Source organism: Methanosalsum zhilinae DSM 4017 (genome assembly GCF_000217995.1).
Lineage (GTDB): Archaea > Halobacteriota > Methanosarcinia > Methanosarcinales > Methanosarcinaceae > Methanosalsum > Methanosalsum zhilinae.
Genome location: NC_015676.1, coordinates 518,280 through 539,464 on the forward strand (window position 1 = coordinate 518,280; position 21,185 = coordinate 539,464).

Here is a 21,185-nt window from a genome sequence, read left to right on the forward strand (position 1 = left end):
TATGCTCCAGTATTGATTTCAAATAAATTGCCTTTCTGAAGTGATATCGCAGCTCTTACATGAGATTCGACATAAAATCCACAAAAGAGAGTGCAAATTCTTTGTATGATACGGCATGAAGATGTGCATAGGATCCGATTGTATTATTTACGGTCAACCCATCTTTTCCATTTACAATTCCTTCCCCCCGGGACAGATCAATGGCAAATTTGGTACCTTCAGGAATATCTGTGATTTCTGAATGATGAAATTCATGGCCCTTAAAAATATTTCCAGATTTTCCTATAACAGTATCCATATTTAGAACTCCGGTATTATAGCTGACTACCCTCTTATTTCCCATCAATGTATGTCCAGGGAGCGCTCCTACCATTTCATAGGTGGCTTTTTCCATTGAAGTCATATTATATATGCTATCATTGCTGTTGTGTGCACCTGTTGTTATTTTTTCAGTAAGGTACATAAGTCCACCGCATTCTGCATAAATAGGCATATTATCTGAAGATAGTTCGTATATTCTATTTTTTATTAGTGTATTTTTTTCCAGCTCAGATGCGAAAAGTTCCGGATACCCTCCTCCAATATATATTCCATCAACATGAGGGATTTTGCTATCATGTAAAGGACTGAAATACTTTATACTTGCTCCAGCAGCCTGAAGCATCTCAATATTGTCATGGTAATAAAAATTGAATGCTTCATCCAGTGCAACACCAATGACCGGCCCTTCACCCGATGTGGATATTGGCTTGAACATGCTTTTACCAGTTCTAATTACAGGAGGCGCCTGATACGCGGTCTCAATCAATTTATTCACATCGATACGTTTGTTTATAGCATTTTGAATGTATTCCATTCTGGTATTATATTCTGTGATCTTTTGCTGGCTTTCGATTGCAGGAATAAGTCCAAGGTGGCGCATGGATATCTGCATTTTAGGATCTCTTGGAACAATTCCCACAACTGGCAGACCTGTATAATGTTCAATTGCTTCTTTTGCCTTTTTGGCATGTCTTTCTCCACCTACGTTATTGAGAATTATTCCTGCAATGTTGATTTCCGGGTCAAATGATCTATAGCCATTTACAAGTGCTGCAGCTGATCGTGTAATACTCCTTGCATTGATTACAAAGATCACAGGACATTTTAGTATCTTGGCAACCTGAGCAGTACTGCCTGTATCCCTGAGACTGTCAAACCCTTCATAGAGGCCTCTGACACCTTCAATGACTGCGAGGTCTGCTCCACCTTCTGCTTTACATGCATGTACGAAAGTATCAATTATATCCGTCTCATCCATCAGATATCCATCTATATTTCGTGCCTTTCTTCCAGTAATATCTGAATGATAGCTTGGATCTATATAATCCAGACCAACTTTGAAAGGCTGTACACTGTAGCCTCTGGAAACAAGAGCTGATAGGATCCCCATCATGATAGTTGTTTTACCGGAAGATGATCTGTCTGCTGATAGCAGTATTCTTGGAACAGAAACCATATCATCTGACTGGTCTTTGCTATCATCAAAATATTTTTCATTGAGTGTCAATTTGTTCAACTCACCTTGTAAGGCTGCGCAACTTTTCATCATCCATTGGGTCTGGATTTGAAGCTTTTTTCTGTGACATGATCTTTCTGGCAAGTTCCCTGTAAACATCTGCAATACTAGAGTCCGGTTCCTTCTCAATCACAGAGAAACCTTCACGCTCACAGTCCTGTACAATCTGCTCTTTTGGTATAAAAGCTATAAGTTCACTTCCAAGCTCTTCAGAAAACTTTTTAACAATTTCCCTCTCACGGCTTACATCACGGGAATTGCAGATGACTCCGCTAAGAGGAGTATTTATTTTATTCAGTCCTCTGCAAATATTGTTTGCAGCATAAAGTGGCATGTATTCTCCTGATGTCAAAACATATGCTTCGTTAACAAACCCTTTTTTGATAGGAGCTACAAACCCACCACAGACAATATCGCCAGGCACATCATAAATAATAAGATCCATTTCCTGATGGGCCTTTGAAACACTTTTTAGTTTTTGAATTGCAACAATAATACCTCTTCCTGCACATCCAATACCGGGTTCAGGACCACCAACTTCAACACACTTTACTCCATTGTACCCTTCAAAAATAATGTCTTCTTCCTGAATATCTACGCTCTCACGCAGTAGCCCCATAATAGTTGGAATTCGCTGTCCACCAAGCAGATTAATTGAAGAATCACTCTTTGGATCACAGCCAATGATCATTACTTTATATCCTTCATCTGCACATGCTGCGGCAATATTGGACGCGGTACTTGATTTTCCAATACCGCCCTTTCCATAAATTGCAATGATCTTCCTATTTTTCATGCAGCAAACTCCCGTTTTTTTGTGAATTTAATTCTTTTCCAATCTCTCTTAGAGTAGCACCAAATTCTGATTCTACAATAGAGCTGACACCAAGTGTTCTTGGATGCAGGTCTATCTCAACCACTACATGTTCGTGTCCCATCTCTTTTAGTGGGAGTACCTGTCTTGGACCGTTGGTAATAGATATTATCTCCATACCTGAGATAACGTCTGCTGGTATTGCATGGGGAACTCCTGCAATAATTGCAAAATCATAGTTACTATATTTTTCCCGGATCGCTTTTGTTATATATTTTCCTGTAATAGCATATTCATCCATTCCGCCAATAATCTCATGGATTTGAGTTCCATGCTTTTTAAAATCAGACATGATATTTCTGGCATGGCTACGGACTCTTGGAAGTCCCAATGTTTGATCAATGTTTGCCATATTTACAATATTGGACTCTACCTTCATCTGTTCTGCAATTTCATTTACAGCAAGTATGACATCTGCAAACATGTACCCGGTCTCTTTTTTAGCGTTCATTATGATTATTCCTTTCTTCCCTTCTTTAAGAAGATTCATAACACGCTTTGCAACACTGTATTTTACATCTCCCCTGGATGGAGCAAGATATGATTTACTTGCTGCACCATGCTTTTTTTCAATCTCTGTTGCTTCTTTGAGTATAATTTGTTGCCGTTGATATTCAGTATCGCTTATAAGACCTGCATCAGCTGCAGATTCAAGCGCCAGAAGGACTCCTTTCGTATTGTCCCGATATCCTGCGTGTACTTCAACTTCTATTACCGGTATGTTCAGACCAGCTTCTTCCACAGCATCATGAAGTTCTTCACCGATGATCATGCTTGCACATGTTCCCACAACTGCCATTGAACCCGGATTGAACATATCTGCAGCTTTTTTGATCAGTGATACAAGCTCATCATGTCCCCCAAATACGAATCCATTTTCATCAAGGGCTGTAGTTAGAACATGTACACCATCTTCTTCAAGAAGTCTGGCATGTTTGAAAGAGCATCCTGCTGGTCCGTGCAAAATAGCAACATCCACATCAAGATCTCGAAGTGTGTACAGAGCTGCAACAATAGAACTTGGACGTGGATGGATAATAGATATCTGATCTGTTTTCATTTTATCGCCTGTAGTTGATTAATATAAGAGTTATCTGAAACATTTCACACAGGAAACTATAATGTCTCCATCATCTGAAATTCTGGATGCCTCATTGAGACCTTCCTCAAAACCTAATACATAAATCACATCTTTGTGATCAACTGGCATCATACGTCCGCCAATAAGTATCAGTTTATCGATCATGTTACCATGCCTTTTTATAAACTTTGAAACATCTTCAGGATCCAGTCCCTCACATACCTGTGCGGATTCTTCACCCAGCAGCATTACTATATTTTTTTTATTTTTTATTCCAAGCGCATATCTGAGTGCCTTCTCAGCAAGGACTATGTTCATACCTGAATTAGAGTTATCTATAAGTGTCCTACCATCAAGATCATATTTCTGCATCCTGCCGGATATGCCTGAAAAACCACTGATGCATAGCTGAATCATTTTACTTTCGATGCCCATAGCAATTGAAGCTGTGATTGCTGCTGCCATTGCTATTGTATATGAGGATGGATCATACCCCCCTTGAACAGGAATAGTAAGATAATGCTGGTCCAGATAATTAATTATTATCCTGTTATCCTGCAGATAAATATTAGCATCAGCTTTCTGGTCGTAAGTAGTACTGAAAGTTATCATTTCCTGACATGATCCGTTTGATATCTCAGTACATTTTACGGTATCCAATGCTGCATTATTAATACACAATACTCTTTTTTTTCTGCAACATGCATTTTCGATAATCTGCATTTTAGCACTGCTTGCCTGTTTCTTTCCTGCAGCTATCTTATAATCTGGATGTGTTGTAGTAAGGATGCCTAAATCACTGTAGCCTGTGCCTCCTATAGAAACCTCAAATATGTATATATCCGGGATGAAGTTGTTAGATATTGAAATATCCACAGCTTCCAAAATGCTTGCAGGTGTTATGCTAAGTCCTTTATGAATCACTTTGCAGTTCCCTGATGTCCAGTATTCCAATCCTCGGGAGGTATGAAGGATAACATCTCCCTGGCGGGACAGAATGTCAGCAAGCATTGTTGATGTACTTGTCTTTGCCTGTGCTCCTGTAATTTCAATTACTGTCGCTTTTTCCAGTTTTTTTTCTTCTGCCAGTATTTCTGCCACGATTCTGTGATGGGATATTATTTTTTTTCCGGCAGCTTTCGCCTGTTTAAGTAGAATATAATCTGGATCAAGATGTACAGGAGATACAACAGTATCTATGTTTTCAATATCAGGTGGATCTGATGATACGCCTATGTTGTATATGCTGAGCAGCTCTGACTTTACGCTGTCTGTGACTGTCTGGTATACATCCACTGCATATACACCAAATCCAAGCAGGGATAGCTTTTTAGCAATAGCAATACCGCCGTGTGTAAGGTCAAGCACAGCGATATTCTTTCCTGTTTCATTCATAAAGTACTGTTTAAAGGACTTCCTGGGCTCTGGTATATACAAGGTCTGCAATCAGTTCATGATTTCCAAGGGGTTTTCCATAAAGTAAGGGTACTTCTTTTCCATCTACTTCAACAGATCCTTTTTGTGTTTCTGGATCTAACTGTAAGATTGCCGGGATATCTTTAGTTATATGAACTCCCGATGCAAGGAATACTGGAACTGCAACAATTTTTGTAACACCGGTACCATCAAATGCTTTCAGTGCCTCTTCAACAGAAGGGCCACAGTGTTCCATAAATCCAGCCCTTACAACAACATTTTCATATTTTTCGGCAATATTATTGGCTATCGATGTAACCACTTCTTTGTTATAAGGTAATCTACTTCCGTGTCCAATAGCTAAAATTCCTATTTTTTCAGTCATTTGTATACCTCTTATAATTGAGTACTGATAACACAAATATATTATTTTGTGTTACTACAATATGTATTTTTAGTGGTCAGTCATTTGATATAACACTTTTGAATATATTCATACCTATACATCCTGACCGATGTCTTTGTTTACACCAGTGTTTTGTGCACTGTATAAATTGTCATAAAACTGCTAAAAGTTGCACTAGATTCAATTGCTTATTTTTAAGAATATAATTAGAAATTAATGTATCTGATTCATAATGCAATCTGATACAATATTCAAAAAAATTGTAAAAAATAGCATACTGTCTGTTAATTATATAATACAATCATACTGGCTCATAATCCCCGTCATCTTCCTTGTAACTGTCTGCTCCGACCATTGCAGCAGAAATTGAGTCTATGCCATCCATCAGCTCAGCCACAGGACCATACTGTACATCTTCAAGCAGTGATTCTGGCAACTTTGCACCTGCAAGAACGGATGCCCCAATCTCGGCTACATATCTGAATACGGAATCAATATCATCCTGTTCTTCAGATTCAACTGCAGCTTTGAAGAGCTCTTCAATATTTGCGTCTTTTTCATACGATCCATTGATATAACATTCACAAGCAGCCAGTGCCCCCATCAGTGAAGTTTGTATTGAATCAAACATCATATCGATGTCTTCTGAGATTGGCTCAATTTCTTCAAGAACAATATCCTTTATCTGTGAAAGAATATGTAATGCCTCCCTCTGGGAGACTGCATCTCTCTCAAATTTTGCAATTACCTTAAGGCATGCAAGAATTACATCATCCTGCATATTGACAAGTAGTAATCCTGTATCATCCAATTCCCCGGATTCTTCGTTGGTGAGTTTCAGATCTGCTTCCTTGACCTTGTTTATCCAGTTATTCCATCGTTTTTTTGTGTAGAATTCTTGATGAATCTGCTCTTCAACCATAAAAATCACATTTATATCCCAATTTATTCTATAATAAATAATTCATTTTGGAGCTTTTATTCTATATGATCCACATATTCTGACATTTGTACTAGCTTAAATATATTAGACCTGCAATTTCACTTTTTTGAGAGGATATCCTTTTTTGCATTCGTCTTCAACACTTTTAAGAACTTCAACTATAGTACATTTATCCCCGTTCTTAATAGATTTTGGATGGCAGATCTGATATAGTTTGCAGCTAACTTCATTGCATTTAGGTGATTCATATAAAAGCTTAGAACTGTTCACAGCCTTTCTTGATTGCACAGTTGCTACAACAGGTGCTTTTGTAACTTCTATGGGCAATACTCCAACATCATGAACCTGGCAGTCATGTAATACACCATCTCTTACTTTGGTTATCCTGTAATTTCTGCCTTTCTCAAGTCTTGTACAGATGTTCTTAAGTTTACACTGACTGCATTCTGCAGATTCTCCTTCAAATATGAATTCAAGCCCTTCTTTTGCAAGCCGTGATCCGATAAGTGTTATTATTGTGTCATTATTGGTCATATTATACACCACTTTTGCCTTTATTTGATTACTTTTGTAATCTTTGCAACCTTTTCTGCTGCTGATGGGGTTAAACCTGATCCCAATATTGTATATCTCTGTGGTCTGATTGTGTGTGCAACAAGAAGCGCTTCCAATATATATTTATCTTCAATACCCAACTCTTCAGCACTTACCGGCACCCGGAGGGTTTTTAATACTTCCCTGATGTTGCGCCAGTCTCCACCATGAAGATACATCATCATAATAGTTCCAACGGCACACTGTTCCCCATGATGGGCACAGACAGGCGACACCATGTCAAGTGCATGACTGAACATGTGCTCTGATCCTGAAGCGGGTCTGGATGATCCTGCTGTACTCATGGCAACACCACTGGATACAAGTGCCTTTACCACAATTCTTGCAGAACTTTCCAGATCAGGTTTTATTGATTCAGCTGAGTCTATCAGGATTTTTGCTGTCATGCGAGAAAGTGCAGCAGCATATTCACTGAAGGAGACATTTCTGAGTCTATGTGCCAGTTCCCAGTCCAGAACCGCAGTGTAATTTGAAATAATGTCTCCACATCCTGCTGCAAGAAGCCTGTAAGGAGCCCTTGCAATTATTTCAGTATCTGCTACTACTGCCATTGGAGAGTTTGCCTGAACAGATGTCGTTTTTTCTCCATTTGAAATGGATGCTCTTGAAGATACAATTCCGTCATGTGAAGCTGCGGTTGGAATGCTTAGATAGGGAATACCCAGTTTTGTAGCGGCCAGTTTTGCCACATCAATGGACTTACCTCCTCCCACACCAAGTAAATAATTACTTCTGTTTTGAACTGCCTGTTCTATCACAGCTTCTACCTGCTCCATTGTTGCAGATTTTGAAATCATGATGTCAGTATCTCGTCCACATTGTTCCAGCAGATCATGGACTATTTCACCTGCTATTTTATTTGTGGTCTTACCGGTTACTATTGTAGCAGGCCCGGACAGTTTCAGATCATCACAAACATCCGCAACTTCATTGATGACACCATGCCCTACAACCACATTTCTTGGAAGCTGCATCCATTTTCTTTTGATATCTTTTTCTTTATTCACTATGATACCTGCACATAGATGATGTTCAATATAATTGCAATGCCAGAATTACCAGCAGATATATCACTGGATTAATTTATGCTATTTTTTTAATGAATATCTACAGTGGATAATGTCCTGTCCATAAATTTAATGGAAGGCTTTGTTAAATTGATTAAATTCATATACGAATCACTGTTATTCTATACTAATGAATTCACTTATAGATAAAATTATTCAATTCCTCAATACATATTATATTGATCCGATCAGATACGATACCGGCTATAATATAGTAAATACTCTCACATGGGCCATAATTCTGGGAATCTCAATATTTGGTGTCATTAAGATTCTTAAGAGACTTGATATCAGGATTGATAATCAATTCATAATGGCGCTGCTCCCCTTTGTATTTGCAGGTGCATCTTTCAGGGTAGTTGAAGATGCCGGTGTAGTGGATCCTCCATTAAGCTATTTGCTCATAACTCCGAACATATATTTTTTAGTTTTCATTGTAACTCTGACATTCCTGGTCATTTCAAAAAAGATGGAGATCATGGGATGGATCAGAGACTACAGGACCCCATTTGTTCTGGCAGGATCTGTATGGTTTATACTTAACATATCCACCCTGTTCTTTGTTGCAACGGTATCAGTACCTCTAGCGCCTTTGTTTGTTGTTATTTCTGCAACCGCGATTTCTTATGCAATATACTGGATATTTTGCAAAAGTGGATCTGTGATGTTTTGTTCCGGGATAAATATTGCATTAATATGGTCCCATCTTCTTGATGCAAGCTCCACGTACATAGGTATTGATTTTTTTGGATACCAGGAAAAGCATGTTGTACCTGCATACCTTATTGAGGTCACAAACACTGCCCTTGTGATGTACCCTCTCAAAATATTTACAATAATACTAATTATATATGTCCTTGATACATATATATCTGAAAAGGAAGAGGCTGAGCTGAAGAACATAGTTAAAATGGTGATAATTATACTTGGTCTCTCGCCAGCCATTAGAAATACTCTTAGAATAACATTTGGTATATGAATATGGTATATGAAAAATATTTTCAGGAAAAGGAATATCTGAAATCCTTTCGAATACAATTGATACTGATAACAGCTGTTTTTATAGTTTCGGCTATAGCTGGATATATTTATGCGTCTTTAAGTCCGGAATTTGCATCAGCAGCAATGGGTGAACTTGACCAGCTGGTTGAAATAATAGAGGATCTTCCACTACTGGGGATAATGCTCTTTATATTTTTCAATAATGCGATTAAAAGTCTATTTGCTCTTGTGATGGGTGTTGCTTTTGGTATCATTCCACTGTTATTTATTGCATATAATGGAGTGATACTTGGTGTTGTTGTTCAGGTGATTGCTGCTGAAAGAGGCTTCATGTTTGTAGTTGCAGGTATTCTGCCGCATGGAATCATAGAGCTGCCTGTTGTTCTTATTTCATCTGCTATAGGTATGAAAGCAGGGTATGAGACACTCAAAGCAGTGTCCGGTAAGGATGCAAATATTAAGGAAGAACTGGTCAAAGGGATAAGATTTTATATGAAGTGGATAGTCCCCCTTCTGTTTGTTGCTGCAGTTATTGAGACATTCATAACTCCTTTGTTTATATTCATGACTGGAATTTGAAATAATCATGGATCTAAGCTTTTCCTGCAGATTTTATTCCTAGATAGATCAATTCAATTTAACCGGATACTAATAAATCAATGAGGATATGTATATGATCGATAGAAAAGAGATTATTGATATCACAAAAGATTATGATACAGAAAACATAAATGTAGGATCTGTTGCATCACATTCCGCTTTAGATATTTTTGATGGTGCTGTTGAAGAAGGGTTCAGAACTCTGGCCATCTGTCAATATGGACGGGAGAAGACATATTCTCATTATTTCAGAGCGCAAAGGGAAAGCAATGGGAAATTATGTCGTGGTGTGGTGGATGATTCCATATGTTTTGATCACTTCAGGGAAATAACAGCTTCTCAGAATCAGCAAAAACTCATTTCAGAAAACACTCTTTTTATCCCCAATCGTTCATTTACTTCTTATTGTGGAATAGAGGATATAGAAAATGATTTCAGAGTTCCGCTGGTAGGCAGCAGGAACATGCTGAGAAGTGAGGAACGTGGTATTGACCGTGACTATTACTGGTTGCTTGAAAAAGCAAACCTTCCATATCCTGAGAGGATCGAGAATCCTGAGGATATCGACACTCTTGTGATGGTCAAATTGCCACATGCGACTAAAAAACTTGAACGTGGTTTTTTTACTGCCGGCACATACAGGGAATATATGGAAAAGGCAGAGTCTCTTCTCAAACAGGGGACAATAACCAGAGATGATCTGGATAATGCCCGGATTGAAGAGTATATAATCGGACCTGTTTTTAATTTTGATATGTTCTATTCTCCTATTGAAGAGAATATGAGTAAACTTGAAATACTGGGTGTTGATTGGAGATTTGAGACCAGCCTGGATGGACATGTACGACTTCCAGCTCCCCAGCAGATGAACTTATCTGAAAAGCAGCTTACTCCTGAATATACCGTCTGCGGGCACAATACTGCAACACTAAGAGAGTCTCTTCTGGAAGAGGTATTTAACCTGAGCGAAAAGTACGTAAAGGCTTCACAGAAACATTACAAGCCTGGAATAATAGGCCCCTTCTGTCTTCAGACATGTGTTGATAAAGATCTTAATTTTTATATTTATGATGTTGCCCCCCGTGTAGGAGGAGGTACAAACGTACATATGTCAGTAGGTCATCCATATGGGAATACTCTCTGGAGAAAGCCAATGAGCACCGGACGTCGCCTTGCATTTGAAATAAGAAGGGCTATTGAAATGGATAAGCTTGATCAGATAGTTACCTGATAATCATGCTTAGTCTGATCACCTGCTTTGCTTTTTATTTTTAATATCTCGGTCAACACCTTTTCCTGTCCTGAGTTGTATCTGGCGAAGATACCAGAAGCAAAGTGCATAAATACATTAATAGTGTAGAGTCCATTCTTCGAAACCACTTATATATTATGAATAACATGATTACACAAACTTTAAAAATAAACACTGGTGTGTTATGATTGCATAGTTTATTTCATATAATTATTTCATTTACCCAACCAGGGAGGGAAACTAAAAATTGAGTCAACCTTGTGTTAATATAGGCATGGTAGGACATGTCGATCATGGAAAAACTACCTTAGTTAAAGCACTGTCCGGCGTATGGACAGATACTCACAGTGAAGAGATGAAACGTGGCATATCCATCCGCCTTGGTTATGCAGATACGACATTCAGGAAATGTCCTGAATGCGGGTTACCAGGTGGATATACTGTTTCAAATAAGTGCGACCAATGCGAAGCAGAAACTGAAGAGGTAAGGACGGTATCTTTTGTAGATTCTCCAGGCCATGAAACTCTAATGGCCACAATGCTTTCAGGCGCAGCTATCATGGATGGAGCCATACTGGTAATCGCTGCGAACGAGGAATGTCCTCAGCCGCAGACAAAGGAACACCTGATGGCACTTAATATCATAGGTAAAAAAAATATAGTTATCGTACAGAACAAAATAGATCTTGTTTCAAGGGAGAAACTGATCGAGCATTACAAACAGATAAAGGAATTTGTGAAGGGCACAGTTGCAGAAAATGCACCAATAATCCCTATATCAGCCCAGCAGAACACAAACATAGATGCACTGATTGCAGCTGTTGAGGATATAATACCCACACCTGTCTATAAAATGGATCGTCCTTCTCAGATGTTAATTGCCAGGTCTTTTGATATAAATAAGCCCGGTGCGCCAATTGATCGAATTGCAGGCGGAGTTGTTGGAGGAACCCTTACAGAAGGTGTTCTTCATGCTGATGATGAACTGGAGATACGTCCAGGGAGAAAGGTAGAAAGTGAAGGAACAACCAAATGGATTCCAATAACAACTCTGGTTACTGAGATATTTGCAGGCAGGCACAAAGTAAAAGAAGCAACACCAGGTGGACTTCTGGCAGTTGGTACTAAACTTGATCCTACACTTACAAAAAGTGATACTTTAACCGGACAGGTGGCTGGTAAGCCAGGAACTCTTCCTCCGACACATCATCAATTTACCCTTGAGCTGCATCTGCTTGAGAGGGTTGTTGGAGTAATTGACGAGGAAGATATTGGAGTTATAAAGACATCTGAACCACTTATGCTGAATGTCGGAACTGCTACTACTGTAGGTGTTGTTTCCAGTGCCAGAGGTGATGTAGCAGAGGTCAAGCTCAAAAGACCGGTCTGCGCCAGAATCGGATCGACTGTTGCCATCAGCAGGCGTATTGGAGCAAGATGGCGACTTATAGGAATGGGAGTAATCACAGATTGAAAGTAATTATTGATACAAATGGCCTGATGATCCCTGCTCAGTTCAATGTGGATATTTTTGATGAACTTATCCGAATTGGTTATGATGATTTTATTGTCCCAAAGGCAGTAATTGAAGAACTCGAAATCTTAAATAAAAAAGCAAAAGGCACAGACCGAACTGCTGCAAAGATTGCAAAGTCGCTATCAGGAAGATGCAGGTTAGTAGATATCACCGGAAATGCAGATGATGTGATAGAAGAACTTGCATTTGAAATGGATGCTGATGTACTGACCAATGACATCGAATTGAAGAAAAAACTTATCAGCAGAGGAATACGGGTCGTTTACCTGCGTCAGAAAAATTGCCTTGCTACAACCTGATACATGTAAGCCAACCTCAAAATTGAAATATCAATACAGAATTAATTCAGAAATATTAAACTTGCTGGAGAAGAACCGATGTATAAGAGGATGAAACTTATCGATACTGTTCGCATCGCACCGGACCTACTGGGTGAAGATGTCAAAAAATGCGTAAAAAACGAACTAAAGAAGAACCTGGAAGGCAGAGTCGATAAAAAAATCGGTGCCATAGTAGCTGTTACAAATGTGGAAAAGATTGGTGAAGGCCATATCCTGGTAGGTGATGGGGCAATATACTATGATGTCACCTTTGAAGCCATTACATTTTTACCACAGATACAGGAGGTAATTGAAGGACAGGTTGTTGAGATTGTTGAATTTGGAGCCTTTGTGAGCATTGGGCCAATGGATGGATTGCTGCATGTCAGCCAGATTACTGATGAATTCATGTCATATGATGGAAAGAATGGCAGACTGATCAGTAAGAATAGTGGTAAGGCTCTTTCAGAAGGGGACCGCATACGTGGTCGCATTGTGGCTGTAAGTATCAATGAAAGGGAACCACGAGATAGCAAAATAGGTCTTACTATGCGTCAACATTCACTGGGCAAGTATGAATGGCTTGAGGAAGAGAGAAATAAGAATTTGAATAAGAAAGAGTGAACCTAACATAACTGGAGAAATAATATGGCCGAAATGGTATGCAGAGAGTGTCACAGAATACTGAAGGGACAAACCTGTCCGGTATGTGGTTCTGGTAATCTCAGCTCAGACTGGAGTGGCATGGTTATAATAATCGATCCCAAGCGATCCGAAATTGCAAAAAAGATTGGAATAGAAACTCCTGACAGGTATGCATTGAAGGTGCGATAATTTGGGTGAAAAGATCATACTGCCACCAGAATTCCGCCCTCTTCTTAGAGTACCATTTGGAACTCTTTTTACCGGTGATGGCAGGGACACAATCCAGAAAGTACTGGAATGTATGGGAAATCCCACAAAACTTATATCTGTAGGAGATGTTACTACATTTCATTTACTCGATTCAGGTATTATACCTGATATCTGTATAGTTGATGACAGAACAAAACGAGAACCTGCTTCAGAGAAAGTTGTAAGTGGAACCCGCCATACAGGATTTAAAGAAATCACGGTAACCAATCCTGCCGGAATCATAACCGAAGATTTAATAAATGTTATTAATTATGCATTTGAATCTGATCAAAACATCCGAATATTCGTATATGGTGAAGAGGATCTTGCGGCTCTACCCTCAATATTGATGGCCCCTATCTGTTCGGTAGTACTCTATGGTCAGCCCGGTGAAGGTATAGTTATGGTCAAGATTACCCGGCCCAAAAAAATTGAAATTCAGAAGTTGATAGATTCTATTATTGAACAACCAGAAAATAAAGATAAGTTGCATAGTAATATTTGGAGGAAACTGAATGGACATTAGCATTAAAGAGGATAAGAATAATGCGCTTTTACACAGGCGAGAATTGAATTTCGTAGCTTCATATGACGGCGCAACCCCTAAAAGAATCGATGTGAGAAACAAACTTGCTGCCATGCTCAATATTGATTCTGAACTGGTGGTAATTCAGAGTATAACCAACATGTTTGGAAAACAGGAAGCTTCAGGATATGCAAAAGTCTATGAAGATGCAGATTATATGAAGAAAATCGAAAGTAAACATATTTTAAACCGAAATACCGTGCCTGAAGAAGCAGAAGCTGGAGAGGCAGGTTCTGAATAAGGTGTTTTTAATGTCAGTCAAGAACTATTATAAAGTAAGTGGCGAAAGCATAGAAAGGCTCAGACAGTTCTGTCCAAGATGCGGTCAGGGTGTATTCCTGGCAGAACACAAGAACAGACTCACCTGTGGTAAATGCGGTTATACAGAATTTAAAAAGTGAATTTTGAAATTTTGCATCACGGATGTAGATTTTGTGATGCATTTTCAATTATTTCTATTTTGCCTTCATGATCAATTCTAAATATGCTTTGATCCCTACTTATGTTATTTGAGTCATCAAACGGTATATTTAATGCAAAGTAATAAATACGTGCATATACAGGTTGACATTAATAATGTAAAAACGGAGTTCTGAGTTGATCGGAAAATATACTTTATTTTCTCTGATTGTATTTCTTGTACTGCTTTGCATTTTTACAGCTACAGCTATAACTGTTGAAAGACTTGTCTAGGAATCATCAGGTACCGGCTCATCTGGTTCCGGAGGGGGTACATCAGAGGAATTTGATAACATCCAGCTTATGGATGTTTCAAGAGTTTTTGTAGTCAGGGATGCAGATGTAGCTTTCAATTATTTCCGACCTGGAAATGTGATCATTAGTGTGGGTACGGTCACTGACCAGTGCAGGCCAGATTACAGCAACTGTAGAAATTCTAAATTATAAATCAAATCTTGCAAAAATGATCCCGAAGGAATTGTATACCAGTATGTGAATATCTGGGTTGGAAACCATGGTTATTCAGGATATATCAGGAAAAGACGCTAAATATACTTTGACAAATATGAAATATATGATCATAAAAGGAGAACTATTGATTGAGTACCGTTGTTCTTGGAATTGAAGGGACTGCATGGAATCTTAGTGCTGCCCTTGTTAATGAAAGCGATGTTATAGCTGAGATAACCCAGACGTATAAGCCTGAGAAAGGTGGAATACATCCACGTGAAGCTGCCCAGCATCATGCAAAACATGCTTCATCAGTTATTGAACGGTTGCTGGAGAAGGGTAAAATGGAAGGTGTCCGTATAAATGATATTTCTGGGATCGCATTTTCACAGGGTCCTGGACTTGGACAGTGTCTTAGAACGGTTGCAACTGCAGCTCGTGCCCTTTCAATATCTTTGAATGTTCCACTTATTGGTGTAAATCACTGTATTGCTCATATTGAGGTTGGCAGGTGGAAGACTCCCTGTGAGGATCCTGTTGTTCTTTATGTAAGCGGTGCCAATTCTCAGGTTTTAGGATATCGTGGAGGTCGATACAGGATATTTGGAGAAACACTGGATATTGGTATTGGTAATGCGCTGGACAAGTTTGCACGAAATGTAAATCTGAGTCATCCAGGCGGGCCAAAGATAGAAGAATATGCAAATCTTTCAGATAACTATATCTCAATGCCCTATGTGGTCAAGGGGATGGATTTTTCATTTTCCGGGATATCAACAGCTGCAACAGATGCCCTCAGCAGAGCGCCGCTCGAAGATGTTTGCTATTCTCTACAGGAAACTGCATTTGCCATGCTTGTGGAGGTAAGTGAGCGTGCACTTGCACATACTGGTAAAAATGAGCTACTCCTGGCAGGAGGTGTTGGTGCCAATATGCGGCTTCGTGAAATGCTCAATACCATGTGTGAGGAGAGGGGAGTAAAATTCTATGTGCCAGAAAAAAGATTTATGGGAGATAATGGTGCAATGATCGCATACACCGGACTCCTGATGCTGAAATCAGGGATCACTACGCCCCTGGATAAATCTCATGTGAATCCAAATTTCAGACCGGATACTGTAGATGTTAGATGGGTCGAAGAAGCTGGGGATAATGATCTACATATGGTTAAAGGGCCTGCATCCGGTGCTGAGGCTCTTGTAAGACTTGAGGATAATTATATTATCAAGGAAAGGATTCCTAAAAAATATCGTCTTCCTGTCCTGGATGAACGAATACGCCAGGAGAGAACACGTGCAGAAGCTCGCTTGATTTCTGAAGCCCGAAGATGTGGTGTACCTACTCCTATTATTCGTGATATTCAGAACTTTAGCATTAAAATGGAATATATAGAAGGTACAATGCTGAAGCATGTGATAGATTGCAGACTTGCAGAAAAAGCGGGCGAGATCATAGGTAAAATGCATGAATGTGGAATCATACACGGTGATCTGACCACTTCAAACATATTGTTTCACGAGGAAAAAAACAGACTGTATATTATTGATTTCGGGTTAGCTTATATAAATCCGGGAATTGAGGCTAAAGGTGTTGATGTGCATGTATTGTTCCAGACATTTGAAAGTACACATGATAATCATGAAAGTCTGATCCGTTCATTTTGCAGGGGCTACAGAAAAACCTGCAGCCATGCAGAGAAAATTATTTCAAGAGTAAGTGAAATTAAGAAGAGGGGAAGATATGCGTAAGATAGTTTTTGTTACAGGAAATAAAGGCAAATATCTTGAAGTGAAAGAAATTTTTTCAGTCAAGAACATAGAAGTGATCCAGAATACTGACGGATATCCTGAATTACAGTATGATGATCTTGAACCAATTGCTGCCTATGGGGCAAAATGGGCTGCTGAACAGTTTAAGATGCCTGTAATGGTGGATGATTCCGGGCTCTTCATTGACACTCTTAATGGTTTCCCGGGTCCGTATTCTGCTTTTGTGGAAAAGCATCTGGGAAATCTAGGAATTCTGAAATTGATGGAGAATGAAAAGAACAGAAAAGCAGCATTCAAATCTGTCATTGGATACTGTGAACCTGGTATTGAATCAACGGTATTTACAGGGAGTGTTGAAGGTCAGATAGCTCATGAAGAACGTGGAAATGAGGGTTTTGGTTTTGATCCCATATTTGAATATAAGGGAAGAACGTTTGCTGAAATGGGTAATGAGGAAAAGAATTTAGTATCTCATAGAAGAAGGGCACTGGACAAGTTCTATGAATGGTTAGACTGATACATTCCAGGAGGTATCTTTGTCGGAAAACTTTCTTTATTTTTCCACGATTGCAGGGGTATTGATACAGTTCCCCTCAAACTCATTATATACATCTCAATTGCTGCAGTTGTTATGACAATGGTGGCAGTATCCTGGAGTAATGTAGCTCCTGTTGTAGAAGAGATCAAAATCGATCGCGAGATATCTGTTGCAGCACTTGAAATTGAATCGATTCAGAACAAAATTGCAAGGGATCTCAGTGATCCTCGCTATTCTGATGGTTCCATATGTGTCATTGAACTTGATTTTCCCGAGAAGGTGAGATATGTAGGGCTTGGAGTGGATCCTGACCCCAGAAATTGTGGAAATATTGATGGGGAATGGTTAATTCTGAACAGTACGATTGTCTATGCTCTTGAAAACGGTGCTAAAAAGAAAATATTCCTAAAAACTGATGATGTTCAGTTCAGACCAGGTTTTCTAAATAAAAATGGAGAATGGGTTCTTGATTCGGATGGCTCATCACGTAACCATGATATGGGAGTAGTTATTGAAAATCCTTCTGGAAAGTATTATTTTGAACTGGTTTTTACCAACAGGACATATACAATGGCACGGTTTTAATGATAAATAGGCTGAACTGCGATTCCTTCTACCTTATCAACACGATCAGTATTCCATCAAAATGGCTCGCACAGGAGCACCGTCACATCCACTTATCTTCATGGGCAGGGCAATAAAAAAATATATTCCTTCTTCTACTTCTGCCAAATTCAGAGATTCAATGATGTAAATATTATTTTTTAGCAAAAGCTGGTGAACATCCATTGAATTTGAAATATCCACAGACATGCAGCTGGTGCCAATTATCCTGAAATCCTGATGTACTATCCATTCCCATGTATCTATGTCAATTGATATTGTTGGACAATTATTTCCCGAATTTAACAGGAGTATTTCAGGAGTTGAGGAGTGGTCAAAACCCTGCAGTTTTTCATGAAGAATCCTGGAATTGACTGGTTTATTTTCATATGAGGATATGTCCAGTACTGCAGCTTCTCCAATAAGCTCTTCAAGCAATATGTCGTCAGTTGAGCCTCCTTCAGGAAACACATGTGAGGGTACGTCAATGTGTGTTCCTGTGTGACTTCCAATAAATATACTGGATATTTTGAAACCATCTGATTCTATTGAAGTGATGGGTTCAATAGCAGGTTCAGGATCACCCGGATATACAGGAGTGGAATTTGAAATTGGAGTGGAAATATCTATTATTTTTCTTTTCATGAATTCACTTGTTATGTGTATTTTTGTGATCTACAATGTAAGCTCAGGTGCCTTTCATCTTTTCCTGATAAAGCGTTTTGAATTGGCAAGTACTTTTTCGGCTTCCCTTTCTGTAAGGCCTGAACCCATAGCTATCATTTTCGCCTGATTGGATGTGATCAGGTCCCCGGGTGCATGTGCATCGGTGTTAACTACCAGCTCAGCTCCTGTTTCCTTACCAATTCTTGCAACATGTCCATTGGTTTTGTTATGTCCGTTCCTGGAAGTTATTTCCAGACATATCCCGTTATCTGCTGCTTTTTGTGCATCTTCTGCAGTGATCAGTCCCGGGTGGGACAGGATATCAACGTCGGGGATATTAACGACTGCAGAGTTTGTTCCAGGTGCAACCGGTTCTGAAATAGTTTCACCATGAACCACCACGATTTCAGCACCAAGTTGTCTGGCCATTCGTACCATTGGAGCAATTTTGGAGGGTGGGATGTGTGTCAGCTCAACGCCAACCAGTATGTCAATGTCCATTACATCCTCCAGATAACGTGCTTTTTCTGCAGCTGATATTACCTGTTCAATATTGGAATAGTCCGTATGATCTGTTAATGCTATGGCAGTGTATCCTTTTATCTGGGCTCTTCTTATAAGTTCGCTTGGGATAAGCTCCCCGTCACTGAAAACTGTATGGGTGTGCAGATCTATCATTGGTTCACCTTTATTGATTCTGTCTGATAAACAGAGCATATACTCTATTTCATACAATTGATTTGAATCTTTATATATAAAACTGGTAATTGTTTCATTATGCAACAGGTTTATGATTGAAAAATCAAATAGAAAAATACAAATGATAAAAAAATATTTTGGTTTAAATATCAGAGTATCTAAATTAATGTGAAAACCACAATTTTGATAAGTTATTTGGAAATTACCGGACGTTTATTGAGAGGGAACCGGATCATAACTGTAATGCATTCTACTTAATTTACCGTGCTGTGATGTAGATTGGATCAAGAATGATTATAATTTTATAGGTGTTATAGTAAGGAGAATTGGATGGCAGATCTACAACCAAAAGAAAGGCTGGGTCGAAGCCTTGGCTTTTTCCCCACTTTTGCAATCGGCACAGGTACAATGATCGGTGCAGGAATATTTGTACTTCCCGGAATAGCGACCTCATCTGCAGGGCCTGCGGCTATCATTTCTTTTATATTTGGTGGGATAATTTCAATGGCAACAGCCATCAGTATGGCTGAACTCGCAACAGGAATGCCGCGTGCAGGTGGTAGCTATTATTTTATCAGTCGTGCCATGGGAGCGGTGTTTGGTTCCATTATAGGCTTGGGTGCATGGCTTGCTCTTGTATTTAAAGGCTCTTTTGCTCTGGTTGGATTGGGGGACTATCTGTTTGTATTCCTGCCCATACCTGTATTAATAACAGCTTTCGTGGCGGGTCTCATTTTACTGCTTATAAACTACAGGGGTGCAAAAAGCAGCGGCTCTTTCCAGAATATAATTGTCATCACTTTGTTTGTTATACTCATTCTGGCTCTGTAGAAATCCTATTTTCCATTACCACTTCAACCTAATATTATAAAAAGGATGAGTCCCCTGTGTTTTTTTGCTAAACAAACAAAAACAACAGGGGATGAATGTTTTTGTCAGGAAAATACTTAAACTTTATTGATACAGCCATTGCTGTCTCAGGAAGATCTCATCTTCCATTGTATAGCAGTAAGTATTCTAAGAGAAAATATACTCAGCACCAGTTAATGACACTGGTTTTACTAAAAGAATACTTAAATGAGGACTATAGAAACTTCGTAGAACTCATTGAATTAATGGATAAGGTACAGAATAAAATTGGAATAAAGCAGGTACCACATTTTACAACATTACAGAAATTCATGAGTAGAATACCATCAGTATATTTTAACAGCATATTGAAACAAACTCTAAAACTCTTTTATTACCATGGTGAAAGAATATATCTTACTGCTATTGATTCAAGTGGATTTACAGGTGGACATTGTAGTTACTATTATTCAATGAGGACTGGAAAGAAAAGGAGATCATATCTAAAAACAAGTATAGCAATTGATACTGAGAAATTTATTGTTACTGGATTTAAGATCTCAAGTAAACCTGTACACGATACGAAACACGCACAAACATTGCTGAAGCAATGTCATAGACTTCGTCATTCAGAATACTATGTCCTGGATAAGGGGTATGACTCTGAACAAATTCATGTTCTCATACGAGAGAACATGAATTCAAGTCCTCTTATCCCTGTAAGACAGAGGAAAAGAAAGAAAATAAACGGCAAATACCGTAGGAAAATGGTTGAAGAGTTTGATGAGAAACTCTACCATTCGAGAAACCTGGTAGAAACAATGTTCTCAGTTCTAAAAAGAAAATATGGTGAAGAAATTAAGTCAAGAAAGTACAGAAACCAGGTAAAGGAAGTGAAATGTAAGATGTTAATACATAACATCGAAAGATATAACTCATTTACAATTATTATTTACATAAGGATTTCTACAGAGCCCTCATTCTTTTTATTTTAAAAGGGG

26 protein-coding genes are annotated in these 21,185 nt (G+C 38.8%); 15 read left to right on the forward strand and 11 right to left on the reverse strand.

The features are described 5' to 3' along the window. Positions 1–55 precede the first annotated feature (55 nt). The 8 genes from cfbB to MZHIL_RS02425 all read right to left on the reverse strand — a co-directional run bounded on the left by cfbB (position 56) and on the right by MZHIL_RS02425 (position 7,867). Positions 56–1,498, reverse strand: a complete 1,443-nt coding sequence (gene cfbB, locus MZHIL_RS02390; protein ID WP_048815605.1) for a Ni-sirohydrochlorin a,c-diamide synthase — start codon at positions 1,496–1,498, stop codon at positions 56–58. A 61-nt stretch (positions 1,499–1,559) separates the two neighbouring features. After that, positions 1,560–2,354: a Ni-sirohydrochlorin a,c-diamide reductive cyclase ATP-dependent reductase subunit gene (gene cfbC / locus MZHIL_RS02395; RefSeq protein ID WP_013897781.1), complete on the reverse strand. Its 795-nt coding sequence runs from the start codon at positions 2,352–2,354 to the stop codon at positions 1,560–1,562. Then, entirely contained in the window at positions 2,344–3,492 is a 1,149-nt protein-coding gene (cfbD, locus tag MZHIL_RS02400) for a Ni-sirohydrochlorin a,c-diamide reductive cyclase catalytic subunit (RefSeq protein WP_013897782.1), read from the reverse strand. The genes cfbC and cfbD overlap by 11 nt, the downstream gene beginning before the upstream one ends. A 30-nt stretch (positions 3,493–3,522) precedes the next feature. Then, positions 3,523–4,908, reverse strand: a complete 1,386-nt coding sequence (gene cfbE / locus MZHIL_RS02405) for a coenzyme F430 synthase (RefSeq protein WP_013897783.1) — start codon at positions 4,906–4,908, stop codon at positions 3,523–3,525. Positions 4,909–4,918: 10 nt separating this feature from the next. Next, the gene (cfbA, locus tag MZHIL_RS02410) at positions 4,919–5,314 is read right to left on the reverse strand and encodes a sirohydrochlorin nickelochelatase (protein WP_013897784.1); all 396 of its coding nucleotides are present in this window, start codon (positions 5,312–5,314) and stop codon (positions 4,919–4,921) included. 322 nt (positions 5,315–5,636) lie between these two features. Further along, positions 5,637–6,257, reverse strand: a complete 621-nt coding sequence (locus MZHIL_RS02415) for a DUF2150 family protein (protein WP_013897785.1) — start codon at positions 6,255–6,257, stop codon at positions 5,637–5,639. A gap of 105 nt (positions 6,258–6,362) precedes the next feature. Next, the gene (locus MZHIL_RS02420; protein WP_013897786.1) at positions 6,363–6,812 is read right to left on the reverse strand and encodes a UPF0179 family protein; all 450 of its coding nucleotides are present in this window, start codon (positions 6,810–6,812) and stop codon (positions 6,363–6,365) included. A gap of 20 nt (positions 6,813–6,832) precedes the next feature. Next, the gene (locus tag MZHIL_RS02425) at positions 6,833–7,867 is read right to left on the reverse strand and encodes an NAD(P)-dependent glycerol-1-phosphate dehydrogenase (protein WP_048815606.1); all 1,035 of its coding nucleotides are present in this window, start codon (positions 7,865–7,867) and stop codon (positions 6,833–6,835) included. Positions 7,868–8,090: 223 nt separating this feature from the next. Between MZHIL_RS02425 and MZHIL_RS02430 the strand changes: the two genes are divergently transcribed. The 10 genes from MZHIL_RS02430 (at position 8,091) to MZHIL_RS02475 (ending at position 14,552) form a co-directional block, all read left to right on the forward strand. Further along, complete coding sequence (locus MZHIL_RS02430; protein ID WP_013897788.1) at positions 8,091–8,939, forward strand: DUF63 family protein; 849 nt, start codon at positions 8,091–8,093, stop codon at positions 8,937–8,939. 2 nt (positions 8,940–8,941) lie between these two features. Then, positions 8,942–9,541: a stage II sporulation protein M gene (locus tag MZHIL_RS02435; RefSeq protein ID WP_245527558.1), complete on the forward strand. Its 600-nt coding sequence runs from the start codon at positions 8,942–8,944 to the stop codon at positions 9,539–9,541. 94 nt (positions 9,542–9,635) lie between these two features. Continuing rightward, positions 9,636–10,793 carry a formate--phosphoribosylaminoimidazolecarboxamide ligase family protein gene (locus tag MZHIL_RS02440; RefSeq protein WP_013897790.1) on the forward strand — a complete coding sequence of 386 codons (1,158 nt, stop codon included), beginning with the start codon at positions 9,636–9,638 and terminating at the stop codon, positions 10,791–10,793. Between the two features lie 268 nt (positions 10,794–11,061). Beyond that, the gene (locus MZHIL_RS02445) at positions 11,062–12,288 is read left to right on the forward strand and encodes a translation initiation factor IF-2 subunit gamma (RefSeq protein WP_013897791.1); all 1,227 of its coding nucleotides are present in this window, start codon (positions 11,062–11,064) and stop codon (positions 12,286–12,288) included. Continuing rightward, positions 12,285–12,650: a DNA-binding protein gene (locus MZHIL_RS02450; RefSeq protein ID WP_013897792.1), complete on the forward strand. Its 366-nt coding sequence runs from the start codon at positions 12,285–12,287 to the stop codon at positions 12,648–12,650. The genes MZHIL_RS02445 and MZHIL_RS02450 overlap by 4 nt, the downstream gene beginning before the upstream one ends. Before the next feature lie 78 nt (positions 12,651–12,728). Then, positions 12,729–13,295 (forward strand): DNA-directed RNA polymerase, encoded by a 567-nt coding sequence (locus MZHIL_RS02455; protein ID WP_013897793.1) that lies wholly within the window; start codon positions 12,729–12,731, stop codon positions 13,293–13,295. A gap of 24 nt (positions 13,296–13,319) precedes the next feature. Beyond that, on the forward strand, positions 13,320–13,505 hold the full coding sequence (spt4, locus tag MZHIL_RS02460) for a transcription elongation factor subunit Spt4 (protein WP_013897794.1): 186 nt from the start codon (positions 13,320–13,322) through the stop codon (positions 13,503–13,505). A 1-nt stretch (position 13,506) separates the two neighbouring features. Further along, complete coding sequence (locus tag MZHIL_RS02465; RefSeq protein ID WP_013897795.1) at positions 13,507–14,091, forward strand: GTP-dependent dephospho-CoA kinase family protein; 585 nt, start codon at positions 13,507–13,509, stop codon at positions 14,089–14,091. After that, positions 14,081–14,392 carry a 30S ribosomal protein S24e gene (locus MZHIL_RS02470; RefSeq protein ID WP_013897796.1) on the forward strand — a complete coding sequence of 104 codons (312 nt, stop codon included), beginning with the start codon at positions 14,081–14,083 and terminating at the stop codon, positions 14,390–14,392. The genes MZHIL_RS02465 and MZHIL_RS02470 overlap by 11 nt, the downstream gene beginning before the upstream one ends. A gap of 10 nt (positions 14,393–14,402) precedes the next feature. After that, positions 14,403–14,552 carry a 30S ribosomal protein S27ae gene (locus MZHIL_RS02475; RefSeq protein WP_013897797.1) on the forward strand — a complete coding sequence of 50 codons (150 nt, stop codon included), beginning with the start codon at positions 14,403–14,405 and terminating at the stop codon, positions 14,550–14,552. 288 nt (positions 14,553–14,840) lie between these two features. On the opposite strand, the gene MZHIL_RS10805 is transcribed toward MZHIL_RS02475, so the two are convergent. Beyond that, a complete protein-coding gene (locus tag MZHIL_RS10805) occupies positions 14,841–14,963 on the reverse strand; it encodes a hypothetical protein (RefSeq protein WP_281033992.1) in 123 nt (40 codons plus the stop codon). A 246-nt stretch (positions 14,964–15,209) separates the two neighbouring features. Here MZHIL_RS10805 and MZHIL_RS02480 point away from each other — a divergent pair, with 246 nt between their 5' ends. The 3 genes from MZHIL_RS02480 (at position 15,210) to MZHIL_RS02490 (ending at position 17,952) form a co-directional block, all read left to right on the forward strand. Beyond that, positions 15,210–16,808 (forward strand): bifunctional N(6)-L-threonylcarbamoyladenine synthase/serine/threonine protein kinase, encoded by a 1,599-nt coding sequence (locus MZHIL_RS02480; RefSeq protein WP_013897798.1) that lies wholly within the window; start codon positions 15,210–15,212, stop codon positions 16,806–16,808. After that, positions 16,801–17,346, forward strand: coding sequence for an XTP/dITP diphosphatase (locus MZHIL_RS02485; RefSeq protein ID WP_013897799.1), 546 nt, complete (start codon positions 16,801–16,803; stop codon positions 17,344–17,346). The genes MZHIL_RS02480 and MZHIL_RS02485 overlap by 8 nt, the downstream gene beginning before the upstream one ends. A 114-nt stretch (positions 17,347–17,460) precedes the next feature. Further along, positions 17,461–17,952 (forward strand): hypothetical protein, encoded by a 492-nt coding sequence (locus MZHIL_RS02490; RefSeq protein WP_048815439.1) that lies wholly within the window; start codon positions 17,461–17,463, stop codon positions 17,950–17,952. A gap of 45 nt (positions 17,953–17,997) precedes the next feature. Here MZHIL_RS02490 and MZHIL_RS02495 read toward each other — a convergent pair whose 3' ends face one another. Continuing rightward, positions 17,998–18,615 carry a cyclase family protein gene (locus tag MZHIL_RS02495; protein WP_013897800.1) on the reverse strand — a complete coding sequence of 206 codons (618 nt, stop codon included), beginning with the start codon at positions 18,613–18,615 and terminating at the stop codon, positions 17,998–18,000. A 54-nt stretch (positions 18,616–18,669) separates the two neighbouring features. Continuing rightward, entirely contained in the window at positions 18,670–19,314 is a 645-nt protein-coding gene (locus MZHIL_RS02500; RefSeq protein ID WP_048815609.1) for a histidinol phosphate phosphatase domain-containing protein, read from the reverse strand. A 351-nt stretch (positions 19,315–19,665) separates the two neighbouring features. Between MZHIL_RS02500 and MZHIL_RS02505 the strand changes: the two genes are divergently transcribed. Continuing rightward, a complete protein-coding gene (locus tag MZHIL_RS02505) occupies positions 19,666–20,166 on the forward strand; it encodes an APC family permease (protein WP_048815440.1) in 501 nt (166 codons plus the stop codon). A 95-nt stretch (positions 20,167–20,261) separates the two neighbouring features. Beyond that, a complete protein-coding gene (locus MZHIL_RS02510) occupies positions 20,262–21,179 on the forward strand; it encodes an IS5 family transposase (protein WP_013897802.1) in 918 nt (305 codons plus the stop codon). Positions 21,180–21,185 lie beyond the last annotated feature (6 nt).